The sequence below is a fragment of the Streptomyces sp. NPDC058308 genome (genome assembly GCF_042880275.1).
Lineage (GTDB): Bacteria > Actinomycetota > Actinomycetes > Streptomycetales > Streptomycetaceae > Streptomyces.
The window spans coordinates 1-25,592 of the sequence record NZ_JBHVZA010000037.1 but is presented as its reverse complement, the minus strand read 5'-3'; the positions used below and the strand labels follow the sequence as shown (position 1 = coordinate 25,592).

Below are 25,592 nucleotides of genomic sequence, written 5' to 3'. Positions count from 1 at the left end.
AAGAAGGCCCCGGTCGCATCGACCGGGGCCTTCTCTGTGGAGCGGACGACCAGGTTCGAACTGGCGACCTCAACCTTGGCAAGGTTGCGCTCTACCAACTGAGCTACGTCCGCGTTGCGCCGAAGCGCGAGGACAACTATACCCAACCTCGCTCCCGTGCGAGACGCACCGCCGCGTGACGGTTCCCCGCCCCGGTCTTGGTGACCGCCGAGGAGAGGTGGTTGCGGGCGGTCCCCGGGGACAGCGCGGCGCGCTCGGCGATCTCCGGGACGGGTGCGCCGTCGGCGGCCGGTTCGAGCACCTCGGCCTCCCGCGCGGTCGGCGGCGAGTCCCCGGCGGAGATCGCGTCGGCGGCCAACTCCGGTTCCACGTAACGGTTTCCGGCGTGCCCGGTCCGGATGATCCCGGCGAGCCGCTGGGCGCTCACGGTCTTTCACGGTCTTCGGCGCGAAGCCGCGCACCCCCACCGCGAGGGCCCTTTTCAGATGTCCCGGTCTGCCGCGGCTCGCCACGCTCATGGTCCGGCGGTGCGGGAGTTCGTCGCGCGGAGTTGTGGCCACGCTCACACCAGCGATTGGCCTGGATGCACGAAGAAGGCCCCGGTCGCATCGACCGGGGCCTTCTCTGTGGAGCGAACGACGAGGTTCGAACTCGCGACCTCAACCTTGGCAAGGTTGCGCTCTACCAACTGAGCTACGTTCGCATTGCCTCCGACCAGCTCTCACTGATCGGCGCGTGCATCAGCTTACCGGAACCGGAGGACCGGTCCGTGAGCGATGCAGAGCGGGTGACAGGAATTGCACACTGCGCCTTCCCCCTGGAAGGGGGATGTTCTACTACTGAACTACACCCGCAAGACTCCGTGAGGCCCGGCCTTTCGGCCTCGCCCCTCGGCGTGCTCCAGACTTTAGCCGACCGGGAGGGGTGCAGCGCAAGTCGGTTGCCGCGAGGGGTCCGGGGCCGGGTGTTCCGCGAGGTCAGTTGGCCGCCTCGAAGGCCTCGTAGACCTTCTTGGGGATGCGGCCGCGGGGCGGCACGTTCATCTGGTGCGAGCGCGCCCAGGCGCGGACCGCCGACGGGTCGGGGGAGACCGCGGTGTGCCGGAAGGCCACGCCGGACCTGGAGTGTTTGCGGGCCGCCTCCAGGTACGGAGCCAGCGCCGTGCGCAGTTTCTTGGCATTGGTTTGGCTGAGGTCGATCTCGTACGAGGTGCCGTCAAGACCGAACGCGACCGTTTCCGCCGCTTCCCCGCCGTCGATGTCGTCAAAGAGAGTGACCACGACACGTTGCGCCACGAATATCGGTCCCTTCGCGCGGCTCTACCGCGTTGACATGCGGTGATGCCGACTGCACGGATGTTTTGGGCAAAGTATCGACTATTGCCATTTCCTTTGTACAGTGCCCGGCAATGCATTGTGAAGCCTGTCCTAATGCCTCCGCGTGTCAGGCTTCAATGACGATGCGTGATCTTTCATGGATTCATCGTGAAGATTCCCGGTTCGAAACCTGTTTGGGTACCGGAACGTGACCGTCATCTCGTAGGTTGCTACGAATCTACGCGAGTAGAAATTTTGTGCCGGTAGTCTGAAGGAACCTGCTCAGCACCTCGCAAGCAGCACACGCCAGCACCACACACCGGGAGTGCCAGTGGCACGCGTCGTAGTCGACGTCATGCTCAAGCCGGAGATCCTCGACCCCCAGGGCCAGGCGGTGCAGCGTGCACTGCCGCGCCTCGGTTTTCAGGGCATCTCCGACGTACGTCAGGGAAAGCGCTTCGAACTCGAGGTGGACGGGCCCGTCGATGACGCCGCCCTCGCCCGTATCAACGAGTTGGCGGAAACCTTCCTCGCCAACACCGTGATCGAGGACTTCGTCGTAAAGGTCGAAGAGGCTGAGAAGGCCGAGGAGGCCGCGAAGTGACCGCTCGAATTGGAGTCGTCACTTTCCCCGGAACCCTCGACGACCGCGACACCCAGCGCGCCGTCCGCGTCGCCGGCGCCGAAGCCGTGCCGCTGTGGCACAAGGACAAGGACCTCAAGCAGGTCGACGCCGTGGTGCTGCCCGGCGGGTTCAGTTACGGCGACTATCTGCGGGCCGGCGCCATCTCGCGTTTCTCCCCGGTGATGGAGTCCGTCATCGGGCAGGCGAAGGCCGGAATGCCGGTGCTCGGTATCTGCAACGGCTTCCAGGTGCTCACCGAGACGCACCTCCTGCCCGGCGCGATGCTGCGCAACAACCACCTGCACTTCATCTGCCGCGACCAGAAGCTGCGCGTCGAGAACGCGGAGACCGCCTGGACCGCCGACTACACGGCGGGGCAGGAGATCTCCGTCCCGCTGAAGAACATCGACGGGCAGTACACCGCGGACGAGCGGACCCTGGACATGCTGGAGGCCGAGGGCCGCGTCGCCTTCCGCTACCTCGACATGAACCCCAACGGCTCGCTCCGTGACATCGCCGGCATCACCAACGAGGCGGGCAACGTCGTCGGCCTCATGCCGCACCCCGAGCACGCGGTCGAGCCGCTGGTCGGGACCGGCCGCACGGACGGCCTCGGATTCTTCACCTCGATCCTGAAGAAGCTGGTCAACGCATGACTCTGGACACCGTCAAGCACGCGGCCGAGACGCCCGACGTCAAGCTGCCCTGGGCCGAACTGGGCCTGAAGGAAGACGAGTACGACCGCGTCCGCGAGATCCTGGGCCGCCGCCCGACCGGCGCCGAGCTCGCCATGTACTCCGTCATGTGGTCCGAGCACTGCTCGTACAAGAGCAGCAAGAGCCACCTGCGGCAGTTCGGCGAGAAGGTCCCCGAGAACGACGCGATGCTCGTCGGCATCGGTGAGAACGCCGGCGTCGTCGACGTCGGCCAGGGCTACGCGGTCACCTTCAAGGTCGAGTCGCACAACCACCCGTCCTACGTCGAGCCCTACCAGGGCGCGGCCACCGGCGTCGGCGGCATCGTCCGCGACATCATCGCGATGGGCGCCCGCCCGGTCGCGGTCGTGGACCCGCTGCGGATGGGCGACGCCCACCACCCCGACACCAAGCGCGTGCTCCCCGGAGTCGTCGCGGGCATCGGCGGCTACGGCAACTGCCTGGGCCTGCCCAACATCGGCGGCGAGCTCGTCTTCGACGCCTGCTACCAGGGGAACCCCCTGGTCAACGCCGGTGCCATCGGCGTCATGCGGCACGAGGACATCCACCTGGCGAAGGCTTCCGGGCCCGGCAACAAGGTCATCCTGTACGGCGCCCGCACGGGCGGCGACGGCATCGGCGGCGCCTCGATCCTGGCCTCCGAGACCTTCGACGACACGAAGCCGAGCAAGCGCCCCGCCGTCCAGGTCGGCGACCCCTTCCAGGAGAAGCTGCTCATCGAGTGCACCCTGGAGGCCTTCGCCGAGAAGCTCGTCGTCGGCATCCAGGACCTGGGCGCGGCCGGACTCTCCTGCGCCACCAGCGAGTTGGCGTCCAACGGCTCCGGCGGCATGCGCGTCGATCTTGACGACGTGCCGCTGCGCGACTCCACGCTCACCCCTGAGGAGATCCTCATGAGTGAGTCGCAGGAGCGCATGTGCGCCGTGGTCGAGCCCGAGAAGGTCGAGCGGTTCCTCGCGATCTGCGAGAAGTGGGACGTCATCGCCACCGTCGTCGGCGAGGTGACGGACGGCGACCGTCTGGAGATCTTCTGGCACGGCGAGAAGATCGTCGACGTCGACCCGCGCACGGTCGCGCACGACGGCCCGGTCTACGAGCGTCCGTACGCCCGCCCGAAGTGGCAGGACGCGCTGCAGGCCGACGACGCGGGCAGGCTCGCCCGGCCCGCGAACGCGGCCGATCTGCGCGAGCAGGTCCTGAAGCTGGTCGCCGCCCCGAACCAGGCCGCGAAGTCCTGGGTCACCGACCAGTACGACCGCTTCGTGCAGGGCAACACCGTGCTCGCGCAGCCCGAGGACGCCGGGATGATCCGGATCAACGAGGAGACGGGCCTCGGCGTCGCCATCGCCACCGACGGCAACGGCCGGTTCGCGAAGCTCGACCCGTACACGGGCGCGCAGCTCGCGCTCGCCGAGTCCTACCGCAACGTCGCCGCCTGCGGCGCCAAGCCCCTGGCCATCTCGGACTGCCTGAACTTCGGTTCGCCCGAGGACCCGGACGTCATGTGGCAGTTCGCCGAGGCCGTTCGCGGCCTCGCGGACGGCTGCCTGGAGCTGGGCACCCCGGTCACCGGCGGCAACGTCTCGCTCTACAACCAGACGGGCGAGGCGGCGATCCACCCGACGCCGGTCGTCGCCGTCCTCGGTGTGATCGACGACGTGGCACGGCGTACGCCGATCGCCTTCAAGGAAGAGGGCCAGCTCCTCTACCTGCTCGGCGAGACGCACGAGGAGTTCGGCGGTTCGGCCTGGTCGCAGGTCGTCCACGGGCACCTCGGCGGCCTGCCGCCCAAGGTCGACCTGGCGCGCGAGAAGCTGCTCGCCGACATCCTCATCTCCGCCTCGCGCGACGGCATGATCGACGCCGCGCACGACCTGTCCGACGGCGGTCTCGTGCAGGCCGTCACCGAGTCCTGCCTGCGGGGCGGGAAGGGCGCCCGGCTCGTCGTGCCGGACGGCCTGGACGCGTTCACGTTCCTCTTCTCGGAGTCGGCGGGGCGCGCGGTCGTGTCCGTGCCGCGCAGCGAGGAGCTGCGGTTCACCGACATGTGCGGGGCGCGGGGCCTGCCCGTCACGCGCGTCGGTGTGGTCGACGGCGACGCGGTCGAGGTGCAGGGCGAGTTCACGCTGCCGCTGAGCGAGCTGCGCACGGCGCACGAGGAGACGATCCCGGGCCTCTTCGCCTGAGACGTCCCAGTTTTTCCCTGGAGCCCCTGTCTCCCTGGAGCCCCCGTCCGGACCTGGTCCGGACGGGGGCTCCGTCGTTCCCGGGCAGGGCGACAGGGATTGCACGGGGGTCTTGGACGGGAGGCTTGCACGATATTACGTAATTACGTAATCTCGCACTCATGGATCTGGAAGAGCGCGTCGCCGAGCTCGAACGGCGCATGGCGGAGCTGGAGAGCGCGGGCCCGGCCGCGCCCGCCGTAGGAGAGGGCGACTTCTGGGCCCTCGACGCGCTGAAGGCGCGGCACCCGGTGACGGAGGAAGCCGACGGCGCGGTCCTGTTCACCGGATCGGTGCGGGTGCCGACGGGGCATCGCTACGACTGGCAGTACGGCCTGCTGACCGAGACGGTCTTCGAGGACGACTGGTCCGACGCGGCCGAGTCGTTCGCCGCGCTCGGCAACCCCGTACGGCTGCGGCTGCTGCGGGAGATCCTCGGCGGTCTGCGCACCGCCGCCGAACTGGCCGCGCTCGACGACGTCGGCACGACCGGCCAGATCTACCACCACCTGCGCCAGCTGACCGGCGCGGGCTGGCTGCACACCACGGAGCGCGGACGGTACGAGGTTCCTGCCGGGCGGGTGGTGCCGCTGCTCGTGGTGCTCACCGCCGCGCGCCCCGTGACCTGAGCGCTCCTGTCCCGACCCGATCGTTCCGTACCAGGGGGAAGTCATGTCCGAAGGACGACGCAAGCTCGCCGCGACGGCCCAGCACGCGCTGTGGGTGATCTTCTTTGTCCAGGCCGTCGCCAGGTTCTTCGTGGACCTGCCGTACAACTACTGGCTGAGCTGGCTGCCCGTGCTCGGCGCGATCGCCATCGGCGTCGGGCTGTCCCGCTCCGTGCGGCGGCGGATCGAGACGCGGCCGCCGGCCCCGGTCACGGTCGAGGCCCCCGTCACCGGCCGCTGGTCCGCCCTCAACAGCCCCGCCGACAAGGTGCCGAGCCACGGCACGCACAACCTCGGGCAGACCTACGCCATCGACATCACGGCCGAGCCGGCGGAGGGGCCCGCGCGTCCCAAGCCCGTCTGGTTCTGGCCCGTCGCCCGGCGCGGCGAGGCGTACCCCGCCTTCGGGGCGCCGCTGCTGGCGGTGGCCGATGCCACGGTCGTGCACGCCGAGGACGGGCAGCGCGATCACCTCAGCCGCAGCTCCCTCGTCGGAGTGCTGTACTTCTGGCTGCTCGAGGGCGTCGGCCGGACCGTCGGCGGGCCGCGCCGGATCGTCGGCAACCACATCGTGCTCGACCTCGGCGAGGGGACGTACGCCGTGTACGCCCACGTCCGGCAGGGCTCCCTCACTGTCCGCGCCGGTGACAAGGTCGTCGTGGGTCAGGAGCTCGGCGGCTGCGGGAACTCCGGCAACTCCACCGAGCCGCACGTGCACTTCCAGCTGATGGACGGCCCCGACCTGAGCACGGCGCGGGGCGTGCCCTTCGTCTGGCGCGGGGTCGGGGTGCCCGCGAGCGGCGAGGTCTTCACGGCCGGTGAGGCTGGTGTGTCCGTGGCGTCCACGTAGCTCCGCCATACTCATAGACATATACTTAGTCAATATTTCAGCCGAGACAAAAATTCATCCTGGTACAGTGCGGGCATGGGTGAGCAATCTCTGGGGCTGCGTGAGCGCAAGAAGCGGCAGACCGCGACGCGGATCTGGCGGAGCGCGCTCGACCTCTTCCTGGAGCGCGGCTACGACAAGGTCTCCGTCGCCGAGATCGCCGCCGCCGCCGACGTCTCGAAGATGACGGTCTTCAACTACTTCGGCACCAAGGAGGACGTACTCCTCGGCCCGATGGAGGACCACGCCTCCGACGCCGCCGACGCGGTGCGCGGACGGGCGCCCGGGGAGTCCGCGGTGGCCGCACTGCGCCGCCAGTTCCTCGCCAAGGTCGACGAACGCGACCCCTCGATCGGCCTCTCCGACGACCCGCGCCTGCTGCGGATGCGCCAACTCATCAGCGATACGCCCGCGTTGACGCGCCGCACCGTGCTCTTCCAGATGCGCGGCATCGAGCTGCTCACCGAAGTCCTCACCGAGGAGACGGGTGACCGGCTGCTCGCGGGCGTCGCCGCCCACCAGCTCGTCGCCGCGCGGGACGCGGTGATCCTGGAGAACCACCGCAGGCTGCTCGCGGGCGACCGGGCCGAGGACATCGCGGGAGACTGCGCGGCACTCGCCGAGCGCGCCTTCGACCTGGTCGAAAAGGGACTTCAGGGATACCCCGGAAGCGCTTAGGCTCGGCACCATGCCAACGGCCATGAAGCGCTCGCGCTCGTACGACTCCGCCAAGATCCGTACCGCCGTGCTCACCCAGTTCGGCAACGTGCGCGACGCGGTGCGCACCCTCACCCCCGAGCAGCTCGCCCGCCCGACCCGGCTCGGCGACTGGACCGTCCACGAACTGGCGGCCCACCTCGCGATGGTCCTCGGCACCGTCCACCGCTACCTCGGCCTGCCGGAACCGGCCAAGCACGAAGTGCCGCTCATGGAATGGCCGTTCGCGACGGTCACGGCGGCCGCGCAGGTCGACGAGGACACCCGGGCCGTCGCGGAGGCGGCGGGCGCGGACCTCGACGAGCTGTTCACGCGCACGCTCACCGGCATCGAGGAGTCCCTGGCCGCCGCGCCGGACGAGCGCCTCGTGCCGTCCCGCTTCGGCGCCATGACCCTCGGCGACTTCCTGGTCACCCGCACCGTCGAACTCATCGTCCACACCGACGACCTGAACGACGCGGTGCCGGGCCTCGACGTCCCCTGCGACCGCCAGGCGCTGGCCGCCTGCACCCGGCTGCTCGCGGACGCCCTCGCGATCAAGGCGCCGGGCGCGTCGACCGAGGTGCGCGTCCCGCCGTACGCGGTCGTGCAGTGCGTGGAGGGGCCCCGGCACACCCGCGGCACCCCGCCCAACGTCGTCGAGACCGACCCGCTCACCTGGATCCGCCTCGCGACCGGGCGGCAGGACTGGGCGACGGCGCTCGACGCGGCGCGGGTCAGCGCGAGCGGGGAGCGGGCGGACCTGTCGGGGCTGCTGCCGGTCATGGGGTAGGCGGCCGCGCCGGACGGGGAGGGAACCGGGACCCCCACGTGTCCCGTCACATCGTCATGCACACGCAGCGTCTGACCCTCACCCTGACCGCGCTGGCCTCTGCCGGGCTGCTGCTCACCGCATGCGGCACCGAGTCCGGGGCCGGCTCCGAAGGCGGTTCCGGCGGCGGCTCCGGCGGTTCCGCGGAGAACGGACCGCGTGTCACCGGCGTCCGGTGGCACGTCGAGAGCCTCACCGCGAGCGGCCGGAAACACACCGCTCCGGAGGGCGCCTACCTCAAGATCGGCAAGGACGGGCGGGCCGACGGCAGCTACGGCTGCAACCACGTGGGCTCCGACGTGTCGGTCAAGGGCGACACCCTGGAGTTCGGCGAGCCGGTGATGACGAAGCGGGCCTGCACGGACGAGAGCCGCATGGACTTCGAGAAGCAGCTCGTACGCGCCCTCGGCGAGGGCGAGTTCACCGCGAAGGTCGACGGTGACCGCATGACCCTCACCACGGCCGAGGGAGACCGCGTGGACTTCACCTCGCAGCCCGCGGAGCCCGCCGCCCCGCTCACCGGCACCAAGTGGACGGTGCACGACATCGGCGACGGACGGGCCGCCGCCGCGCCGCTGCCGAAGGCCCTGGACGGCAAGGTCCATCTCACCTTCGGCGCGGACGGCAAGGTCCGCGGCAACCTCGGCTGCAACGACGTCACGGCCAGGGCCGAGGCCGCGGACGGCTGGATCACCTTCGGGGCGCCCGCGACCACCCGCAAGATGTGCCCGGGCGACGCGATGACGACCGAGCGCAAACTGCTCAAGCTCTTCGACGGCAAGGCGCGTTACGCGATCTCGAAGGACACGCTGAAGCTCACCGCCGCCGACTCCACCGTGATCAGCGCGAGGGCCGACCGGAAGGGCGACGGGAGCGGGAAGAACGACGAGAACGAGAGCGGGAAGGGCGCGGAGAAGAAGTAGCCGCATCCGCCCGCCGCCGGGACCTCAGCGGGAGCACCGCCCGGCCCAGGACCCCCGTCTCAAGCCCCCGCCCTGCCCCGGATACGGCAGCAGCTCCTTACCCCGGATACGGCAGCAGCCCCTTCTCCGTCCGCTCCCACGCCGCCTTCAGCTCGGCGAGCAACTCCGGCTCGCCGGACGCCCGGTCGGCCTGCTCCCGCTGATCCACCGCGAGGTGGAAGAGCTGGTCCCTGCCGCTCTTGCCCCGGTAGTACTTCCACTCCCCGCGCCGCAGCGCCCGCTCCCCGCGCACCCGCCAGAACAGCTCACGCTCCGCGAGCTCCTCGCCCTTCAGGAGATAGGGCGCGAGGCTGGTCCCGTCCAGCGGATACGCGCGGTCCGGCCGGGCCCCGCCGATCTCCAGCAGGGTCGCCGTCCAGTCCGGCGTGTAGACGGGCTCGTGGCTGACCTGCCCGCCGTCCAGCCGCGCGGGCCAGCGCACGATGGTCGGCACCCGGATTCCGCCCTCCTGGAGCGAGGCCTTGTTGCCCGACAGGGGCCAGTTGTACGAGAAGCGCTCGCCGCCGTTGTCGGACGCGAAGAACACGAGGGTGTCCCGCTCCTGACCGGACTTCTTCAGCGCTTTGAGGACCTCCCCGACGGACCGGTCCAAGTCCTCGACCATCGCCGTGTACTTCTCCACGGAGCCGCCGTCCCGGTGAAAGAGCGCCCCCTTCTCGCCCGCCTTGATCCTCCGTACGATCTCGGCGCTCTCCTCCTTGTCACCGTCGGCTATCCACGGCCAGTGCGGGGTGGTGAAGTTCAGATTGAGCAGCCACGGCTTGCCCCCGTGGTCCCGGCGGACGTACTCGCTGGCCCGCTCGGTCAGGACGCGCGTGTAGTAGCGCAGGTCCTTGTACTCGGCGTCGCCCTCGCGGACCGCGCCTTCGTAGAGGTCGTACTCCCCGCCGAGCCCCAGCTTCGAGTAGTACTCCAGGGCGCCGCCGAAGTTCCCGAAGAACTCGTCCCAGCCCGACTTCGTGGGCGAGTACTCCGGCAGGTAGCCGCAGTGCCACTTGCCGATGAGCGCGGTCGCGTACCCCGCGTCCCGCAGCAGCGAGGCCAGCGTCGGATGCGTTGGTTCGAGGCCCGCGGACCTGTCCGCGATGGGCTCCGCGAGCCCGCCCTCCGTACGCCCCGGGAAGCGCCCCGTGTAGAGGCTGAAGCGGGTCGGCGAGCAGGTCGCCGAGCCGGAGTAGGCGTCGGTGAACCGCACGCCCTGGCGCGCGAGGCGGTCCAGGTTGGGGGTCCTGATGTGCGGTGACCCGTAGGAGGAGAGATCCGCCCAGCCGAGGTCGTCGCCGAGGATGAAGAGGATGTTGGGCCGCCTGGCGCTCCGGCGCGCGGCGGCACGGAAGGGGCGCTCGGCGGCGTCCGTGGCGGCGGTGCCGGGAGCGCCGACGCTCGCCCCGGCGCTCCCGGCACCCACGCCGAGGGCGGTGGCGGCGCCCGCCACCCCGCCGACGACGGAGCGCCGGGACAACCGAGAGGACCGTGACCATCGATGAGGCTGCATGGATCAGGAGCCTCACGGGGCGCAGGAAGGGGCGTCAATGCGTTGCCGCCCCTGTTCACAAGGTCGTCGTCGCAGTTCACAGGCGTGTCGTCAGCCTGTCGCACGGCCGAGGCGAACCGGCTCCGCTCAGCCTCCGCTCACCCTCCGTACAGGCCCCGTATCCCCAATTCGGACCAGTGGTCGATCTCGCCTACACTCGATGACGTGCCACGTGGTGACGGTCGACTCAATCACGATCTGCTCCCCGGCGAGAAAGGCCCCCAGGACGCTTGTGGCGTCTTCGGTGTCTGGGCTCCGGGCGAAGAGGTCGCAAAGCTCACGTACTTCGGGCTCTACGCCCTCCAGCATCGGGGCCAGGAATCCGCGGGAATCGCGGTCAGCAACGGCTCCCAGATCCTCGTCTTCAAGGACATGGGCCTCGTTTCCCAGGTCTTCGACGAAACCTCTCTCAGCTCGCTCCAGGGTCATATCGCGGTCGGTCACGCCCGCTACTCGACCACCGGGGCCTCCGTCTGGGAGAACGCCCAGCCGACGTTCCGTGCCACCGCGCACGGCTCCATCGCGCTCGGGCACAACGGCAACCTCGTCAACACGGCCCAGCTCGCCGAGCTGGTCGCCGAACTGCCCAAGGAGAACGGCCGCGCGACCCAGGTCGCGGCGACCAACGACACCGACCTGGTGACGGCTCTCCTCGCGGGCCAGGTGGACGGCGACGGCAAGCCGCTGACCATCGAGGAAGCCGCCACCAAGGTCCTCCCGGACGTGCAGGGCGCCTTCTCCCTCGTCTTCATGAACGAGCACACGCTGTACGCGGCCCGTGACCCGCAGGGCATCCGCCCGCTGGTCCTCGGGCGCCTGGAGCGCGGCTGGGTCGTGGCGTCGGAGTCCGCGGCGCTCGACATCTGCGGTGCGAGCTTCGTCCGCGAGGTCGAGCCCGGCGAGTTCATCGCGATCGACGAGAACGGACTGCGAACGTCCCGATTCGCGGAAGCGAAGCCCAAGGGCTGTGTCTTCGAGTACGTGTACCTGGCGCGCCCCGACACGGACATCGCGGGTCGGAACGTCTACCTCTCGCGCGTCGAGATGGGCCGCAAGCTCGCCGCGGAAGCTCCCGTCGAGGCCGACCTCGTCATAGCGACGCCCGAATCCGGCACCCCCGCCGCGATCGGGTACGCGGAAGCCTCCGGCATCCCCTTCGGCGCGGGCCTGGTCAAGAACGCCTATGTCGGCCGGACCTTCATCCAGCCCTCGCAGACGATCCGCCAGCTCGGCATCCGCCTCAAGCTGAACCCCCTCAAGGAAGTCATCAAGGGCAAGCGCCTGGTGGTCGTCGACGACTCGATCGTCCGCGGCAACACCCAGCGCGCCCTGGTCAAGATGCTCCGCGAGGCCGGCGCGGCCGAGATCCACATCCGGATCTCGTCCCCGCCCGTGAAGTGGCCCTGCTTCTTCGGCATCGACTTCGCGACCCGCGCGGAGCTCATCGCCAACGGAATGACGATCGACGAGATCGCCACCTCCATGGGCGCCGACTCCCTCTCGTACATCTCCATCGACGGCATGATCGAGGCCACGACCATCGACAAGCCGAACCTCTGCCGCGCCTGCTTCGACGGCGTGTACCCGATGGATCTGCCCGACCCCGAACTGCTCGGCAAGCAGCTCCTGGAGACGGAGCTGGCCGCAGGACCGGCGTCCACGGCAGCGGCCGACGCGATCCGTCGCCCGTAAGACCCCACGCAGTACGACACGAAAGTTCTCACCGTCATGTCTGAGACCACTGGTGCCAGCTACGCAAGCGCGGGCGTCGACATCGAGGCGGGCGACCGCGCCGTCGAGCTGATGAAGGAGTGGGTCAAGAAGACCCAGCGTCCCGAGGTCGCGGGCCTCGGCGGCCTCGGCGGCTTCGCCGGGCTCTTCGACGCCTCCGCCCTCAAGCGTTTCGAGCGCCCCCTGCTCGCCTCCGCGACCGACGGCGTCGGCACGAAGGTCGACGTCGCCCGTCAGATGGGCGTCTACGACACCATCGGCCACGACCTCGTCGCGATGGTCATGGACGACATCGTCGTCTGCGGCGCCGAGCCGCTCTTCATGACCGACTACATCTGCGTCGGCAAGGTCCACCCGGAGCGCGTCGCCGCCATCGTGAAGGGCATCGCCGAGGGCTGCGTCCTCGCCGGCTGCTCCCTCGTCGGCGGCGAGACCGCGGAGCACCCGGGCCTGCTCGGCCCGGACGACTTCGACGTCGCGGGCGCCGGCACGGGCGCGGTCGAGGCGGACCGGCTTCTCGGCCCCGATCGCATCCGTAAGGGTGACGCGGTGATCGCCATGGCGTCCTCGGGTCTTCACTCGAACGGGTACTCGCTCGTCCGTCATGTGGTCTTCGACCGCGCGGGCTGGGCCCTGGACCGGCAGGTCGAGGAGTTCGGCCGCACGCTCGGCGAGGAGCTCCTGGAGCCCACCAAGATCTACTCCCTGGACTGCCTGGCGCTCACCCGCACCACGGACGTCCACGCCTTCAGCCACATCACCGGCGGCGGCCTCGCGGCGAACCTCGCCCGGGTCATCCCGGACGACCTGCACGCGATCGTCGACCGCGAGACCTGGACGCCGGGCGCGATCTTCGACGTGGTCGGCAAGGCGGGTCAGGTGGAGCGCCTGGAGCTGGAGAAGACGCTGAACATGGGCGTCGGCATGATCGCGATCGTCCCCGAGGAGTCGGCGGACGCGGCACTCACCACCCTCGCGGACCGCGGCGTCGACGCCTGGGTCGCGGGCGAGATCACCGACCGCGGCGACCACGCGACGGGCGCGGCCCTGATCGGTTCGTATTCACATTAAATGCGCCGCCAAGTAGGCAAGCAGGCAGCACAAAACCCGGTCCGGTGTGGTGACCACCCCGGACCGGGTGAAGTGCAGTTGCTATGAGAACTGCGAATACTGCTACTGCGTAGGCAACAGAATCAACAAATGCTGCGTATGCAACGAGGTCAAGCGCCGCGGCGCTGCGACGTCGGACCGGACTCGTCGTCCTCGTCCTCGTCGTCGTTATACAGATCCGCGTACTGGGCGTACGGGTCGTCTTCCTCGTCGTCGTCCTCGAACGGCTCGCCATTCGGCGGCTGTTGCGAAGTCGAAGCGCCCAGCTCATTGGCCAGACGCGACAGATCAGTCCCGCCGCTGCTGTACTTCAGCTGGCGGGCGACCTTCGTCTGCTTGGCCTTTGCCCGGCCGCGCCCCATGGCTCGACCCCCTCGGATACGGGGCTCGACGGCCCCAGAGTCTTGACACGCGTTCATGATCTGGAACGGACTCTCCGTGGAGAGACCGGTCCGTAGGGCATCCACGGTACCTGCTCCTGCGGCCATACGGTACGTCGCCCGCAGGACGCGCCTCGGCGCAGAACCCGCGAGGAGCCCCGTCCTCGCTGGTCAACTGCGATTTTAACCTCTTCTTGCCGGGCGACCCGCCGACGGGGGTGAGTCTTGTCTCTCGCGTACGTCGACGGGGCCCTGCCACAGCGTCGCGACCGACTGGAATGTCAGGTTCCGGACGGTTTCAGCGCGCGTCGGCCATCCGCTGCTCGGCGATCCTGTCGGCCGCCGCAGCCGGCGGAATGCCGTCCTCCTTTGCGCGAGCGAATATGGCGAGCGTGGTGTCGAAGATCTTCGACGCCTTCGCCTTGCACCGGTCGAAGTCGAAGCCGTGCAGCTCGTCGGCGACCTGGATCACGCCGCCGGCGTTCACCACGTAGTCCGGCGCGTACAGGATCGACCGGTCGGCCAGGTCCTTCTCCACGCCCGGGTGCGCCAGCTGGTTGTTGGCGGCGCCGCACACCACCTTCGCGGTGAGCACGCGCACGGAGTCGTCGTCGAGCGCGCCGCCGAGCGCGCAGGGCGCGTAGATGTCCAGGCCCTCGGTCCGGATCAGCGCCTCGGTGTCCGCCACCGCCGTCACCGAGGGGTGCTTGTGGACGATCCGGTCCACCGACTCCTCGCGGACGTCCGTGATCACGACCTCGGCGCCGTCCCGCAGCAGGTGCTCCACGAGGTGGTGGCCGACCTTGCCCACGCCCGCGACGCCGACCTTGCGGCCGCGCAGCGTCGGGTCGCCCCACAGGTGCTGGGCGCTGGCGCGCATGCCCTGGAAGACGCCGAAGGCGGTGAGCACGGAGGAGTCCCCCGCGCCGCCGTTCTCGGGGGAGCGCCCGGTGGTCCAGCGGCACTCGCGGGCCACCACGTCCATGTCCGCGACGTACGTGCCGACGTCGCAGGCCGTCACGTAGCGGCCGCCGAGCGAGGCGACGCACCGGCCGAAGGCGAGCAGCAGCTCCTCGCTCTTGATCCGCTCGGGGTCCCCGATGATCACGGCCTTGCCGCCGCCGTGGTCGAGGCCGGCCATGGCGTTCTTGTACGACATCCCGCGCGACAGGTTCAGGACGTCGGCGACTGCCTCTTCCTCGGTCGCGTACGGGTAGAAGCGGGTGCCGCCGAGGGCGGGACCCAGGGCGGTGCTGTGGATGGCGATGACGGCCTTGAGGCCGCTGGCACGGTCCTGGCAGAGCACTACTTGCTCGTGGCCCCCCTGCTCCGAGTGGAACAGGGTGTGCAGGACGCCGTTGTCTGCTTCGGTCACTGTGGTGACTCCCGGTCAAGTGGCGGCGGTTGGGCGGGCTTCCGTACGGGTGGCGGGGCCCGTTGGGCATGAGACTAAAGGCTGTCCACCGTGCTTGACCTCCCGGTGTCGAGGATCACCCCCTCCCGGAGTAGCGCCGGGGCGGGCGAGGGCGCGGCGGAGTTCGGCCATGGCAGGCTGTGCGGAGTTTTCCAGCCGGTACGTGGGGGAGAGAGCAGCCGTGCCCAAGGTGTCATCGGTGTCGGTCCCGTATGCGGCCTACCTGCGTGTGTACGAGCCACTGGCCGCCTTCCCCGAACCGGAGCGCGGCCACTGGGCCCGCTACGCCCGCCGCCCGGACCTCCCCTCCTGCCAGGACGAACTCCGCCGCTCCCTCGCCGACCTGCTGCCCACGCCACCGGTGCCCGTGCCGGTGCACGAGAGCGACGACGCGTTCGTGGCCGAGGTCGACGGGGTGCTCTGCGTCTGCCCCTGGCGGACCCGGCTGCGCGGCTGGCAGGCCATGGGGGAGCTGACCGGACAGCTGCCCGGGCCGGTCCTGGACGCGGTGCTCCCGCCGGTGCTGCGTCGCCAGACGGCCGCGGACTACGAACAGTGGCTGGCCCGCAACCCCGACGCGCGCCCCTGGATCCGTACGTCCACCTGGCAGGTGCCGCTGCACTGGTTCGTGCTCGTCTCCGACGAGGAGCGGAGCTACGAACAGGGCGAGAAGGGCGAGAAGGACGGACAGGGCGAGAAGGACGGACAGGGCGAGAAGGACGGACAGGGCGAGAAGGACGGACAGGGCGAGAAGGACGGCGGGAGTGCGCCCGGCCTTCGCTACCGCACTCCGATGGTGCAGGCCCGGCGCCGGGTCGCCCGCGGCCTCAAGACGCTGCGGGACACGCTGGACGAGGGGCCGCTCATCGACGGGCTCGTGGACGTCGGCCGGTGGCTGGAGGAATTCCACCCCCGTTCCCTGGTCGAGCTCGACTACGGCGGGCTCGTGCACGTGGTCGCCGCGGACGAGCTCGACGAGGACCACTCGGCGGCGGACGTGGCGGAGGGCATCGAGGCGCTGGGCAACGGCGACGGGGAGGCGGCCGGCGAGGCGTATGCAAGGCTCGTGGGGCGCTGGCGGGCCGTCCGGGACCTCCAGTTCGCGAACTGAGGTCCGTGGGTGCCGTGAGTGCCGTGCGCCGGGACGTAGGTCCCGATCCGGGCCTTTGACTCAAGCGTGATGGACCGCACTTAATGGGCCCTTGCGCCCATCACCCCTCCTCATGCCAAAATAGGACAAGGAGTCCGGGGAGGGCTCCTTCCGCCCAAGTACGGGCGGAATGCTCAGCATTGCACTCTATGGGGGGTCTGTTGACTCCTGATCGCTCTGTGACTGATCGTCACTGTGGCGTGACTGTCCGCTATGGCATGGTCCATCGGCTTCCGTCGGTGATGAACACCTGGGAGGGCAATTCCATCGGTTTGGCCGACGCGGCTGGACGGATGGTGTAGTTGTAGTGCCGAGGACAAGCCGTTCGTCCTATAACCGACTCGACTCGCGTCCGCCATTTCGGGCAACGCGGGTCAAGGTGCAGAATTTAGAGGAATGAACCGAGAAGGTTCGGTTCTCCCGAGGAGGCCGCTCATGACCGCTCGCACCCCTGATGCCGAGCCGCTGCTGACCCCGGCTGAGGTCGCCACGATGTTCCGCGTCGACCCCAAGACGGTCACGCGCTGGGCGAAGGCTGGCAAGCTCACGTCGATTCGCACGCTCGGCGGACACCGCCGTTACCGCGAGGCTGAGGTCCGCGCACTGCTCGCGGGTATTCCGCAGCAGCGCAGCGAGGCCTGAAGCACCGCTTTACCAGCAGTAACTCGCACAACTCGGGCGAAGAGCACCACTGCTGCCGGGTCCCCCAACCTGGCCGTACGTCCGACATATGGCTACACGCGACAAGGCTCCCGCCCCAACGGGAGCCACGCCTGAGACACCTGGGTGCGTCGTTTCGATCGCGCTGGACTCCGCCGGGTCCAGCGCGATCTTTTTTGTGCGCCGAGGACGTGCTGGTGGGCGGGTCCGTGAGGGCCCTTGTTGATCTCTGGGGAGTCGCCCGAGGGGTGCTGGGGAGTCTCGGGGGAGCCCCGGCGGATGAGCCGGGGCGCAGTCCGGGAGGTAGTGCAATTGCACATATTAAATTGGCCTGTTGTAGGGAGGGTGTAAGTTCCGGGGTTCTTGAAACTTGTTCGGTGACACCCGTCACACGTCGTGAAGCTTGTTGCGCGCGACACCCCTGCGCTAGAGGGGGCGCGGCGGTATCCGAAGGCCTTCGACTCTCAGCCTCCCACTGGCGGGGCGGCTCGCGAGGCAGCATTGGTCATGCGCCGGGGGGACTTTCGTCCTCGCTGCCCTCGTCCCCGGATGCGGCCCCGGGTGCGGCCCCGGATTCGCCCTCTGCGGCGTCCTCCGCGCAGAAGACGGCCTCGGGCGCCCGGCGTTCGTCCTGGGCGGGCTGAGAGGGCTCCAGGGCGAGCCTCAGGAGCCGGTGGCAGATCGGGCAGTGCCGGGTCAGATGGCGATAGCTGGTGGCCGCCGCGAGATGCGCGCGCAGCAGGGCGCGCGTCTCGTGTCGCGCGGGCGGAGAAGAAGCGGACATGCGTCACCTCCTGAGGGGCCTCCCGCCGGCTCCCTGCTGTCCGGGGTACCGGTGGAATGTGACCCCGTCAAGATGCGGGCACGACAACGGGCCGCGTACGCGGGGGATTTGCACCGTTGTGGGCGCCGGGCGCCCGAGCCGGAACGCAAGAACGGGCCGCATCCACGAGGGATGCGGCCCGTTCTCTTTGCTGCGGTCCTGACGGGATTTGAACCCGCGGCCTCCACCTTGACAGGGTGGCGAGCACTCCAAACTGCTCCACAGGACCTTGTTCGCGGCGCTTGTTGGTGCGTTGCGCTGCGAGACAGGACTCTACAGCAGTGCAGGCCCGGCGGTCGAACTCACTCTGCGCACCCGGCCCGTCACGGCACGGCCGCGTCGATCGCCTTCACGATGCGCTTGTCCGAGACGGGGTACGCCGTGCCCAGCGCGTGCGCGAAGTAGCTGACGCGGAGCTCCTCGATCATCCAGCGGATGTCGAGGACCTCCTGCGGGACGGGCCTGCCCTGCGGCATCTGTTCGAGCAGCCACAGATACTCGTCGCGCATCTCGTGGACCTTCTCCATGCGGCTGGTGTCCCGCTGGACGCTGGTCGGCATCTGCTGCAGGCGCCGGTCCGCCGCCACCATGTACCGCATGAGGTCCGGCAGCCGCCGCAGCCCCGTCTCCGTCACGAAGCCCGGCTTGATGAGGGAGTTCAGCTGCTCCCGCACGTCCGAGAGGTTCGCGAGGAGCACCGCACTCTTCGTCGACTTCAGGCGGCGCTCGCAGGCGTGCCAGGCGGCGAGGACCTGCTGCACCTGGCCGACCGCGCGCACCGTCGTGTCGACGATCTCGGCGCGCACCTTGTCGAAGAGCTTGCGGTACGACTCCTCGTCCCAGACCGGCCCGCCGAAGTCCGCGATCAGCCGGTCCGCCGCGGCCATCGCGCAGTCGTCGAAGAGCGCCTGCATGGAGCCGTGCGGGTTGGCCGACAGGGCGAGCTTCTGCTGGTTGCTGAGCCGGTCGGAGGCGAACTTGGCGGGATTCACCGGGATGTTGCGCAGGATGAGGCGCCGGGTGCCGCGCCACATCGCCTGCTGCTGCTCCGCCTCGGTGTCGAAGAGGCGTACGGAGACGGTGTCGCCGTCGTCCACGAGCGCCGGATACGCCTTCACGGGCTGGCCGGCCCTGCGGGTCTCGAAGACGCGCGAGAGCGTGCCGAGCGTCCAGTCCGTCAGCCCGGTCCGCTCGACCGCCGAGGAGCCCGTCCGCTCCGCCGTCGCCGCGGCCGCCTGCGAGAGCGCCTTGCGGGCCTTCGGCTTCAGCCTGACCTTCAGCGTCTCCAGGTCCTTGTCCTCGGCGAGCTTCTTGCGCCGCTCGTCGGTGATCCGGAAGGTGATCTTCAGGTGATCCGGTACGCGAGTGAGGTCGAAGTCGTCCGGTGAGACGGGCACGCCCACCATCCGCTGCAGCTCGCGCGCCAGCGTGACGTGCAGCGGCTCCTGCAGCGGCACCGCACGCTCCAGGAACGCCTTCGCGAAGTTGGGCGCGGGGACGTAGTTGCGGCGGATCGGCTTCGGCAGGGAGCGGATCAGTTCGACCACGACCTCCTCGCGCAGGCCGGGGATCTGCCAGTCGAAGCCCTCGTCCGTGACCTGGTTCAGGACCTGCAGCGGGATGTGCACCGTCACGCCGTCCGCGTCCGCGCCCGGCTCGAACTGGTACGTCACCCGGAACGTGAGCTGCCCCTGGCGCCACGAGTCGGGATAGTCGTCCTTGGAGACGCCCTGCGCCTTCTCGTTGATCAGCATCGACCGCTCGAAGTCGAGCAGTTCGGGCTCCTCGCGCTGCTTCTTCTTCCACCAGGAGTCGAAGTGCGCGCCCGACACGACGTCCGCGGGCACCCGCTGGTCGTAGAAGTCGAAGAGCGTCTCGTCGTCGACGAGGATGTCGCGGCGCCGCGCGCGGTGCTCCAGCTCCTCGACCTCGGTGAGGAGTCTGCGGTTGGCGGCGAAGAACTTGTGGTGCGTGCGCCAGTCACCCTCGACGAGCGCGTTGCGGATGAACAGGTCGCGGGAGACCTCGGGGTCGATGCGGCCGTAGTTCACCTTGCGGTCGGTCACGATCGGGACGCCGTACAGCGTCACCTTCTCTATCGCCACCACCGCCGCCTGGTCCTTCTCCCAGTGCGGCTCGCTGTACGTGCGCTTGAGGAGGTGCTGGGCGAGCGGCTCGACCCACTCGGGCTCGATGCGCGCGTTGACCCGGGCCCAGAGGCGGGAGGTCTCGACGAGCTCGGCCGACATGATGAAGCGCGGGGGCTTCTTGAAGAGCGCGGAGCCGGGGAAGACCGCGAACTTCGCGTTGCGGGCGCCGATGTACTCGTTCCGCCCGCCGCCGCGCTGCTTGGGGTCCTTCTCCTTGCTCTCCTTCGACTCCTTCACGTCCTTCATCCCGATGTGGGACAGCAGGCCGGCGAGGAGGGAGATGTGGATGTGCTGCTCGGGGGCATCGTCTTCGTTGAGATGGATGCCCATCTGCTTGGCGACCGTGCGCAGCTGCGAGTAGATGTCCTGCCACTCGCGGATCCGCAGGAAGTTCAGGTACTCCGCCTTGCACATGCGGCGGAAGGAGGACGAGCCGCGCTCCTTCTGCTGCTCCCGGACGTACCGCCAGAGGTTCAGGTACGCGAGGAAGTCGCTCGTCTCGTCCTTGAAGCGCGCGTGCTGCTGGTCGGCCTGCGCCTGCTTCTCGGCCGGGCGCTCGCGCGGGTCCTGGATGGAGAGCGCCGCGGCGATCACCATGACCTCGCGCACGCAGCCGTTCTTGTCGGCCTCCAGGACCATGCGGGCCAGCCGCGGGTCGACGGGGAGCTGGCTGAGCTTGCGCCCCTGCTCGGTGAGCCGCTTCTTGGGGTCCTTCTGGCCCGGGTCCAGCGCGCCCAGTTCCTGGAGGAGCTGGACGCCGTCGCGGATGTTGCGGTGGTCCGGCGGGTCGATGAAGGGGAACTTCTCGATGTCGCCGAGGCCGGCCGCGGTCATCTGCAGGATGACCGAGGCGAGGTTCGTACGGAGGATCTCCGCGTCCGTGAACTCGGGACGCGAGACGAAGTCCTCCTCGCTGTACAGCCGGATGCAGATGCCGTCCGACGTACGGCCGCAGCGGCCCTTGCGCTGGTTGGCGCTGGCCTGGCTGATCGCCTCGATGGGCAGCCGCTGCACCTTCGTGCGGTGGCTGTAGCGGGAGATGCGGGCCGTGCCCGGGTCGATCACGTACTTGATGCCGGGGACGGTCAGCGAGGTCTCGGCGACGTTCGTCGCGAGGACGATGCGTCTGCCCGTGTGCTGCTGGAAGACGCGGTGCTGCTCGGCGTGCGAGAGCCGGGCGTAGAGGGGGAGGACCTCGGTGGACCGGTAGTTCTTCTTGTTCAGCGCGTCCGCCGTGTCCCGGATCTCGCGCTCTCCGGAGAGGAATACGAGGATGTCGCCGCCGGCGCCCTCGGCCTGGAGCTCCTCGACGGCGTCCGTGATCGCGGTGATCTGGTCGCGGTCGGAGTCCTCCGAGTCGTCTTCGAGGAGCGGGCGGTAGCGGACCTCGACGGGGAACGTACGGCCGCTGACCTCGACGATCGGCGCGTCCCCGAAGTGCCGCGAGAAACGCTCGGGGTCGATGGTCGCGGATGTGATCACGACCTTCAGGTCCGGGCGCCTGGGCAGCAGCTGGGCGAGGTAGCCGAGCAGGAAGTCGATGTTGAGCGAGCGCTCGTGGGCCTCGTCGATGATGATCGTGTCGTACGCGCGCAGCTCGCGGTCCGTCTGGATCTCGGCGAGCAGGATGCCGTCCGTCATCAGCTTCACGTACGTGTCGGCGCCGACCTGGTCGGTGAAGCGGACCTTCCAGCCGACGGCCTCGCCGAGCGGCGTGTCCAGCTCCTCGGCGACGCGCTCGGCCACCGTGCGGGCCGCGATGCGGCGGGGCTGCGTGTGTCCGATCATGCCGCGCAGGCCCCGGCCGAGCTCCATGCAGATCTTGGGGATCTGCGTGGTCTTGCCCGAGCCCGTCTCGCCCGCGACGATCACGACCTGGTGGTCGCGGATCGCCTCGGCGATCTCGTCCTTCTTCTGGCTGACCGGCAGTTGCTCCGGATACGTGATCACGGGCAGCCGGGAGCCGCGCTCGGCCATCCGCGCCTCGGCCTTCTCCACGTCCGCCGCGATCTCGGCGAGGACGGCGGCGCGGGCCTCGGGCTTACGGATCCGGCGGGCACCCTCCAGCCGCCGGCCTATCCGGTGCTCGTCGCGCAGCGAGAGCTCGGAGAGGCGGGGGGCGAGGGTGTCGAGGGCGAGGGCGGGCTGCGTAGACATACGAGTTCCAGGATCTCACCCGCGACTCGGCAGTGGCGAACCGATTTCCCGCGGGGCGGGGCCCGGCACGTACGATTCCGGGCATGTTGTCCCGTGCCCGCATGCCGTGGTGCCCCCTGGTGGGGGTGCTGCTCGTGCTGCTCGTGGTGCTCGGGATGTTCTGCGCGCCGGCGGTGGCCGGGCGGTCCGCGCCCGCGGTGGTCGCCGTGCCTTCCGCGCCCGCGGTGGTCGCCGCACCTTCCGCGGTGGCTCCCGTCGCGCATTCGGGCGTGGGCCACGACCGGCCCGGCTGCGGCAAGGGCACACGCCAGGACGGCGGGGAACACCCCGCGTCGCCGCCGCGCTCCAGCTCCGCGTACGAGCTGCTGCCCGCGCTGTACGAGGCGCACGGCGGCGTCGGCTCCTGGGGCGCCGACCAGGCGTTCCTCGACCTGACCCCCGTGCGCGGCCCGCCGGAGCTGGTGCCGCCGTCCCCGGTCGATCTCTCCATCCTGCGCGTGTAGGAGGCCCCTGTCCCAGGGGCCCCTTCATCGACGTACAACAGGACAAGAGAGATCGCTCTGATGCCCAAGAACGGCAAGACCGACAGCAAGAAGAGCCGCAACATCGCCATCGGCGCGGGCGTCGCCGTCGCCGCGCTGCTGCTCGGCGTCGCCTCGTACACGGCGACCAAGCCCGAGGACTCCGGCAGCACCGTGAAGGAGGCGGCCGCGGGCGCCGCGCCCTCCGCCGACGCGCAGAACGGCGTCTACCCCGAGTTGGAGAAGCTCGCGCGGCGCGACGCCGGGGACCCGCTCGCACAGGGCCGCGCCGACGCGCCCGTCGTGATGGTCGAGTACGCCGACTTCAAGTGCGGCTTCTGCGGGAAGTTCGCCCGCGACACCGAGCCGGGCCTCGTGAAGAAGTACGTCGACGAGGGCACCCTGCGCATCGAATGGCGCAACTTCCCGATCTTCGGCAAGGACTCCGAGCGGGCCGCGCGCGGCGCGTGGGCGGCCGGGCGCCAGGACCGCTTCTGGCAGTTCCACGAGGCCGCGTACGCCGAGGGGTCCAAGGAGAAGGGCTTCGGCGACGACCGGCTGAAGGAGATCGCACGCAAGGCCGGGGTCAAGGACGTCGACCGGTTCATGAAGGACGCGGACAGCGACGCCGCGGGGTCCGCCGTGCGCAAGGACCAGGAGGAGGCGTACGGCCTCGGGGCCGCGTCGACGCCGTCCTTCCTGATCAACGGGCGGCCCGTCTCCGGCGCCCAGCCGGACGAGGTCTTCCACCAGGCGATCGAAGCGGCGGCCGCGAACGCGAAGCCCGGCACGGCGGGGAAGCCCGGCGCGGCGGGGCAGTCCGGCGCGGCGGGGAAGTCCGCGGGGCCGAAGGCGGGCCGCGACGAGGGTGGTTCCGAGTGACCGCCGACGTCGGGTACTTCGCCGCGTTCCTCGGCGGTCTGCTCGCCCTCGTCAGCCCGTGTAGCGCACTGCTGCTGCCGGCCTTCTTCGCCTACTCCATCGACTCGGCCTCCCGCCTCGTCGCGCGGACCGGGATCTTCTACGCCGGGCTCGCGACCACGCTCGTGCCGCTCGGCGCCGCCGGGTCCTACGCGGGACGGTTCTTCTTCGGCCACCGCGACCAGCTGGTCCTCGTCGCCGGGTGGCTGATCGTCGGGCTCGGGGTGCTGCAGATCCTCGGCATGGGGTTCGCCTCGCGGAAGATGGCGGAGCTGTCGGGGCGGATCCGGCCGACCACGGCGTTCTCCGTGTACGCGCTGGGGGCGGTGTACGGACTCGCCGGGTTCTGTGCGGGGCCGATCCTCGGCAGCGTCCTGACGGTGGCCGCGGTCAGCGGCAGCCCCGTCTACGGAGGTCTGCTGCTCGCCGTCTACGCCCTGGGGATGGCCGTGCCGCTCTTCCTGCTCGCGCTGCTCTGGGAGCGGTTCGAGCTGGGGCGGCGCGGGTGGCTGCGGGGGCGGACGTTCCGGCTCGGGCGGGTCGAGCTGCACACGACGTCGCTGCTGTCGGGTCTCTTCTTCATCGCCCTCGGGGCGCTGTTCCTCGTCTACGACGGGACGACGGCGCTGCCCGGCCTCCTGGACGTGGACGACTCGTTCGCGGTGGAGCAGTGGGCGGGCGGCTTGGGCCGTGCCGTGCCGGATGCCGTGCTGTTGATCGGTGTCGTGGTGCTGGTGGGGGCGGTGCTGGCTGTGCGGGGGTGGCGGCGGGGGTGGCGGCGGCGGAGTAAGTCCGTTTCGTCGACTGCGGAGTGATCTGAGTGGGTCGGATACTTTTACGTGGTTTAGCGTATTCGTATGCCTGATCAGGAACCGGGACCGGAGCCGGAGTCGCGAGTGGAGCAGCACCAGCTGGGGGAGGGTGGGGCGCATGCTGCGGGTGGTGCGGATGCCCATGGTGCGCATGGTGCGCACGGGCGTGTGCCTACCCGGAGCGAGCGGTGGGGCGCGTTCAAGCAGTCGCCTTTCCTGCCCGCGCTCGTGCTCGTGTTCATCCTGGCGGCGGCCGCCGGGCTCTTCGCGGGTTCGTACACGTACTCCATGGCGAAGCCCACCCCGCACCGCATCCCCACCGCGGTCGTCGACGCCCCGGACACGGCACGCGGCAAGGCCTTCCTCGACGGCATGGAGAAAGCGCTGAACGCCTCGCTGGAGGTCCACCGGTACGACAGCCGGGCGGCGGCCCGGCAGGACATGGAGGAACAGAAGGTCTTCGCGATCCTCGACGTGACGCCGTCCGGCGGGGGTGAGGGCAAAGTGACGCTCGACCTCTCCGGGGCATCCGGGGCCTCCGTCGCGCAGGTGCTCGCGGAGACCGCGCCGAAGGTGGGCAAGGCGGTCGGGGTGCCGGTGACGGTGAAGGACGTCAAGCCGCTGCAGGAAGGGGACCCGCGCGGGCTCGCCATCTTCTACATCTCGCTGGCGGCCGTGATCATCGGCTTCGTCGGGGCGATCCAGCTGAGCGTGCACGCGCGCGGGCTGAATCCGGCGGAACGGATCGGGTTCACCGTGCTGTACGCGCTGCTCGGCGCGTTCGTCATCGCGGCGGTCGTGGACTGGTGGCTCGGGGCGCTCGACCTGCCCTTCGTGGAGTCCTGGCTGATCCTGGCGCTCACGATGTTCACGTCGGGGATGGTCTTCACGATGTTCAACACGCTGTTCGGGCGGTGGGCGATGATCCCGACGTGGGGGCTGATGGTGCTCCTCGGCAATCCGTCGTCCGGGGGAGCGGTGTCGTGGCCGCTGCTGCCGTCCGTGCTCGGTCACATCGGGCAGTGGCTGCCGCCGGGGGCGTCTGTCAACGCGCAGCACACGGCGGTGTACTTCGGCGGCCACCAGCACGCGTTTCCGTTTCTGGTCCTTGCGGGGTGGGCGCTGCTGTCGAGCACGGTGTTCTGGGTGTGGCGCCATCGGCATCCGGGGGGACGGGTTTCGGTGCCGGCCCATGCGGGGGCTTAGGCGGTGGTGGGGGGCGGGGGCGTGGGGGGGGGGGGGGGGGGGCCGACCACCAACCGGCCCGGGCCGGACAAAA

The 25,592-nt window shown here is 69.7% G+C and carries 22 protein-coding genes, 4 tRNA genes and 1 pseudogene; 16 read left to right on the top strand and 11 right to left on the bottom strand.

Features of this window, described 5'->3' with window-relative positions:
• Positions 1-37 precede the first annotated feature (37 nt).
• The 5 genes and pseudogenes from ACFVYL_RS33665 to ACFVYL_RS33645 form a co-directional block, all read right to left on the bottom strand.
• A tRNA-Gly gene (locus ACFVYL_RS33665) sits at positions 38-113 on the bottom strand.
• Between the two features lie 23 nt (positions 114-136).
• Positions 137-578: pseudogene (locus ACFVYL_RS33660) on the bottom strand (DNA-binding response regulator); the annotation flags it as partial.
• 49 nt (positions 579-627) lie between these two features.
• Positions 628-703 (bottom strand) — tRNA-Gly (locus ACFVYL_RS33655).
• A gap of 79 nt (positions 704-782) precedes the next feature.
• Positions 783-854, bottom strand: a tRNA-Gly gene (locus ACFVYL_RS33650).
• 123 nt (positions 855-977) lie between these two features.
• Positions 978-1,295: an Lsr2 family protein gene (locus tag ACFVYL_RS33645; protein ID WP_389722746.1), complete on the bottom strand. Its 318-nt coding sequence runs from the start codon at positions 1,293-1,295 to the stop codon at positions 978-980.
• A gap of 352 nt (positions 1,296-1,647) precedes the next feature.
• Here ACFVYL_RS33645 and purS point away from each other — a divergent pair, with 352 nt between their 5' ends.
• The 8 genes from purS (at position 1,648) to ACFVYL_RS33605 (ending at position 8,890) form a co-directional block, all read left to right on the top strand.
• On the top strand, positions 1,648-1,920 hold the full coding sequence (purS, locus tag ACFVYL_RS33640; RefSeq protein ID WP_389722744.1) for a phosphoribosylformylglycinamidine synthase subunit PurS: 273 nt from the start codon (positions 1,648-1,650) through the stop codon (positions 1,918-1,920).
• On the top strand, positions 1,917-2,597 hold the full coding sequence (gene purQ / locus ACFVYL_RS33635; RefSeq protein WP_389722743.1) for a phosphoribosylformylglycinamidine synthase subunit PurQ: 681 nt from the start codon (positions 1,917-1,919) through the stop codon (positions 2,595-2,597). The genes purS and purQ overlap by 4 nt, the downstream gene beginning before the upstream one ends.
• Positions 2,594-4,843: a phosphoribosylformylglycinamidine synthase subunit PurL gene (purL, locus tag ACFVYL_RS33630; protein WP_389722741.1), complete on the top strand. Its 2,250-nt coding sequence runs from the start codon at positions 2,594-2,596 to the stop codon at positions 4,841-4,843. Before purQ ends, purL begins: the two co-directional genes overlap by 4 nt.
• 161 nt (positions 4,844-5,004) lie before the next feature.
• A complete protein-coding gene (locus tag ACFVYL_RS33625) occupies positions 5,005-5,511 on the top strand; it encodes an ArsR/SmtB family transcription factor (RefSeq protein WP_389722739.1) in 507 nt (168 codons plus the stop codon).
• Positions 5,512-5,554: 43 nt separating this feature from the next.
• Positions 5,555-6,400: a peptidoglycan DD-metalloendopeptidase family protein gene (locus ACFVYL_RS33620; protein ID WP_389722737.1), complete on the top strand. Its 846-nt coding sequence runs from the start codon at positions 5,555-5,557 to the stop codon at positions 6,398-6,400.
• Between the two features lie 75 nt (positions 6,401-6,475).
• Positions 6,476-7,117: a TetR/AcrR family transcriptional regulator gene (locus ACFVYL_RS33615; protein ID WP_389722736.1), complete on the top strand. Its 642-nt coding sequence runs from the start codon at positions 6,476-6,478 to the stop codon at positions 7,115-7,117.
• Between the two features lie 10 nt (positions 7,118-7,127).
• Positions 7,128-7,928, top strand: coding sequence for a sterol carrier family protein (locus ACFVYL_RS33610; protein ID WP_389722734.1), 801 nt, complete (start codon positions 7,128-7,130; stop codon positions 7,926-7,928).
• 38 nt (positions 7,929-7,966) lie between these two features.
• Complete coding sequence (locus ACFVYL_RS33605) at positions 7,967-8,890, top strand: META domain-containing protein (protein WP_389722732.1); 924 nt, start codon at positions 7,967-7,969, stop codon at positions 8,888-8,890.
• Positions 8,891-8,987: 97 nt separating this feature from the next.
• On the opposite strand, the gene ACFVYL_RS33600 is transcribed toward ACFVYL_RS33605, so the two are convergent.
• The gene (locus ACFVYL_RS33600) at positions 8,988-10,445 is read right to left on the bottom strand and encodes a sulfatase-like hydrolase/transferase (protein WP_389722730.1); all 1,458 of its coding nucleotides are present in this window, start codon (positions 10,443-10,445) and stop codon (positions 8,988-8,990) included.
• A gap of 204 nt (positions 10,446-10,649) precedes the next feature.
• Here ACFVYL_RS33600 and purF point away from each other — a divergent pair, with 204 nt between their 5' ends.
• Both purF and purM read left to right on the top strand, forming a co-directional pair.
• Positions 10,650-12,176, top strand: coding sequence for an amidophosphoribosyltransferase (gene purF / locus ACFVYL_RS33595; protein ID WP_389722728.1), 1,527 nt, complete (start codon positions 10,650-10,652; stop codon positions 12,174-12,176).
• A 36-nt stretch (positions 12,177-12,212) separates the two neighbouring features.
• The gene (gene purM / locus ACFVYL_RS33590; RefSeq protein WP_389722726.1) at positions 12,213-13,286 is read left to right on the top strand and encodes a phosphoribosylformylglycinamidine cyclo-ligase; all 1,074 of its coding nucleotides are present in this window, start codon (positions 12,213-12,215) and stop codon (positions 13,284-13,286) included.
• 149 nt (positions 13,287-13,435) lie between these two features.
• Here the strand turns inward: purM and ACFVYL_RS33585 are convergent, their stop codons facing one another.
• Positions 13,436-13,687: a DUF3073 domain-containing protein gene (locus tag ACFVYL_RS33585; RefSeq protein WP_055613827.1), complete on the bottom strand. Its 252-nt coding sequence runs from the start codon at positions 13,685-13,687 to the stop codon at positions 13,436-13,438.
• 316 nt (positions 13,688-14,003) lie between these two features.
• Entirely contained in the window at positions 14,004-15,080 is a 1,077-nt protein-coding gene (locus ACFVYL_RS33580; RefSeq protein WP_389722724.1) for a Leu/Phe/Val dehydrogenase, read from the bottom strand.
• A gap of 220 nt (positions 15,081-15,300) precedes the next feature.
• Between ACFVYL_RS33580 and ACFVYL_RS33575 the strand changes: the two genes are divergently transcribed.
• Together ACFVYL_RS33575 and bldC are read left to right on the top strand one after the other, a co-directional pair.
• On the top strand, positions 15,301-16,230 hold the full coding sequence (locus ACFVYL_RS33575) for a hypothetical protein (protein ID WP_389722722.1): 930 nt from the start codon (positions 15,301-15,303) through the stop codon (positions 16,228-16,230).
• 474 nt (positions 16,231-16,704) lie between these two features.
• Positions 16,705-16,911, top strand: coding sequence for a developmental transcriptional regulator BldC (bldC, locus tag ACFVYL_RS33570; RefSeq protein WP_003949541.1), 207 nt, complete (start codon positions 16,705-16,707; stop codon positions 16,909-16,911).
• A 523-nt stretch (positions 16,912-17,434) separates the two neighbouring features.
• Here bldC and ACFVYL_RS33565 read toward each other — a convergent pair.
• From ACFVYL_RS33565 to hrpA, 3 genes are all read right to left on the bottom strand, one after another.
• Positions 17,435-17,713 (bottom strand): DUF6274 family protein, encoded by a 279-nt coding sequence (locus ACFVYL_RS33565; RefSeq protein WP_389722720.1) that lies wholly within the window; start codon positions 17,711-17,713, stop codon positions 17,435-17,437.
• Between the two features lie 193 nt (positions 17,714-17,906).
• Positions 17,907-17,981, bottom strand: a tRNA-Asp gene (locus ACFVYL_RS33560).
• A gap of 94 nt (positions 17,982-18,075) precedes the next feature.
• A complete protein-coding gene (hrpA, locus tag ACFVYL_RS33555) occupies positions 18,076-22,059 on the bottom strand; it encodes an ATP-dependent RNA helicase HrpA (protein ID WP_389722718.1) in 3,984 nt (1,327 codons plus the stop codon).
• Positions 22,060-22,142: 83 nt separating this feature from the next.
• On the opposite strand from hrpA, the gene ACFVYL_RS33550 reads away from it, so the two are divergent.
• The 4 genes from ACFVYL_RS33550 to ACFVYL_RS33535 all read left to right on the top strand — a co-directional run bounded on the left by ACFVYL_RS33550 (position 22,143) and on the right by ACFVYL_RS33535 (position 25,519).
• The gene (locus tag ACFVYL_RS33550; protein WP_389722716.1) at positions 22,143-22,562 is read left to right on the top strand and encodes a hypothetical protein; all 420 of its coding nucleotides are present in this window, start codon (positions 22,143-22,145) and stop codon (positions 22,560-22,562) included.
• 60 nt (positions 22,563-22,622) lie between these two features.
• Entirely contained in the window at positions 22,623-23,462 is an 840-nt protein-coding gene (locus tag ACFVYL_RS33545) for a DsbA family protein (RefSeq protein WP_389722714.1), read from the top strand.
• Positions 23,459-24,316, top strand: coding sequence for a cytochrome c biogenesis CcdA family protein (locus ACFVYL_RS33540; RefSeq protein WP_389722712.1), 858 nt, complete (start codon positions 23,459-23,461; stop codon positions 24,314-24,316). Before ACFVYL_RS33545 ends, ACFVYL_RS33540 begins: the two co-directional genes overlap by 4 nt.
• 165 nt (positions 24,317-24,481) lie before the next feature.
• Positions 24,482-25,519 (top strand): ABC transporter permease, encoded by a 1,038-nt coding sequence (locus ACFVYL_RS33535; RefSeq protein WP_389722710.1) that lies wholly within the window; start codon positions 24,482-24,484, stop codon positions 25,517-25,519.
• Positions 25,520-25,592 lie beyond the last annotated feature (73 nt).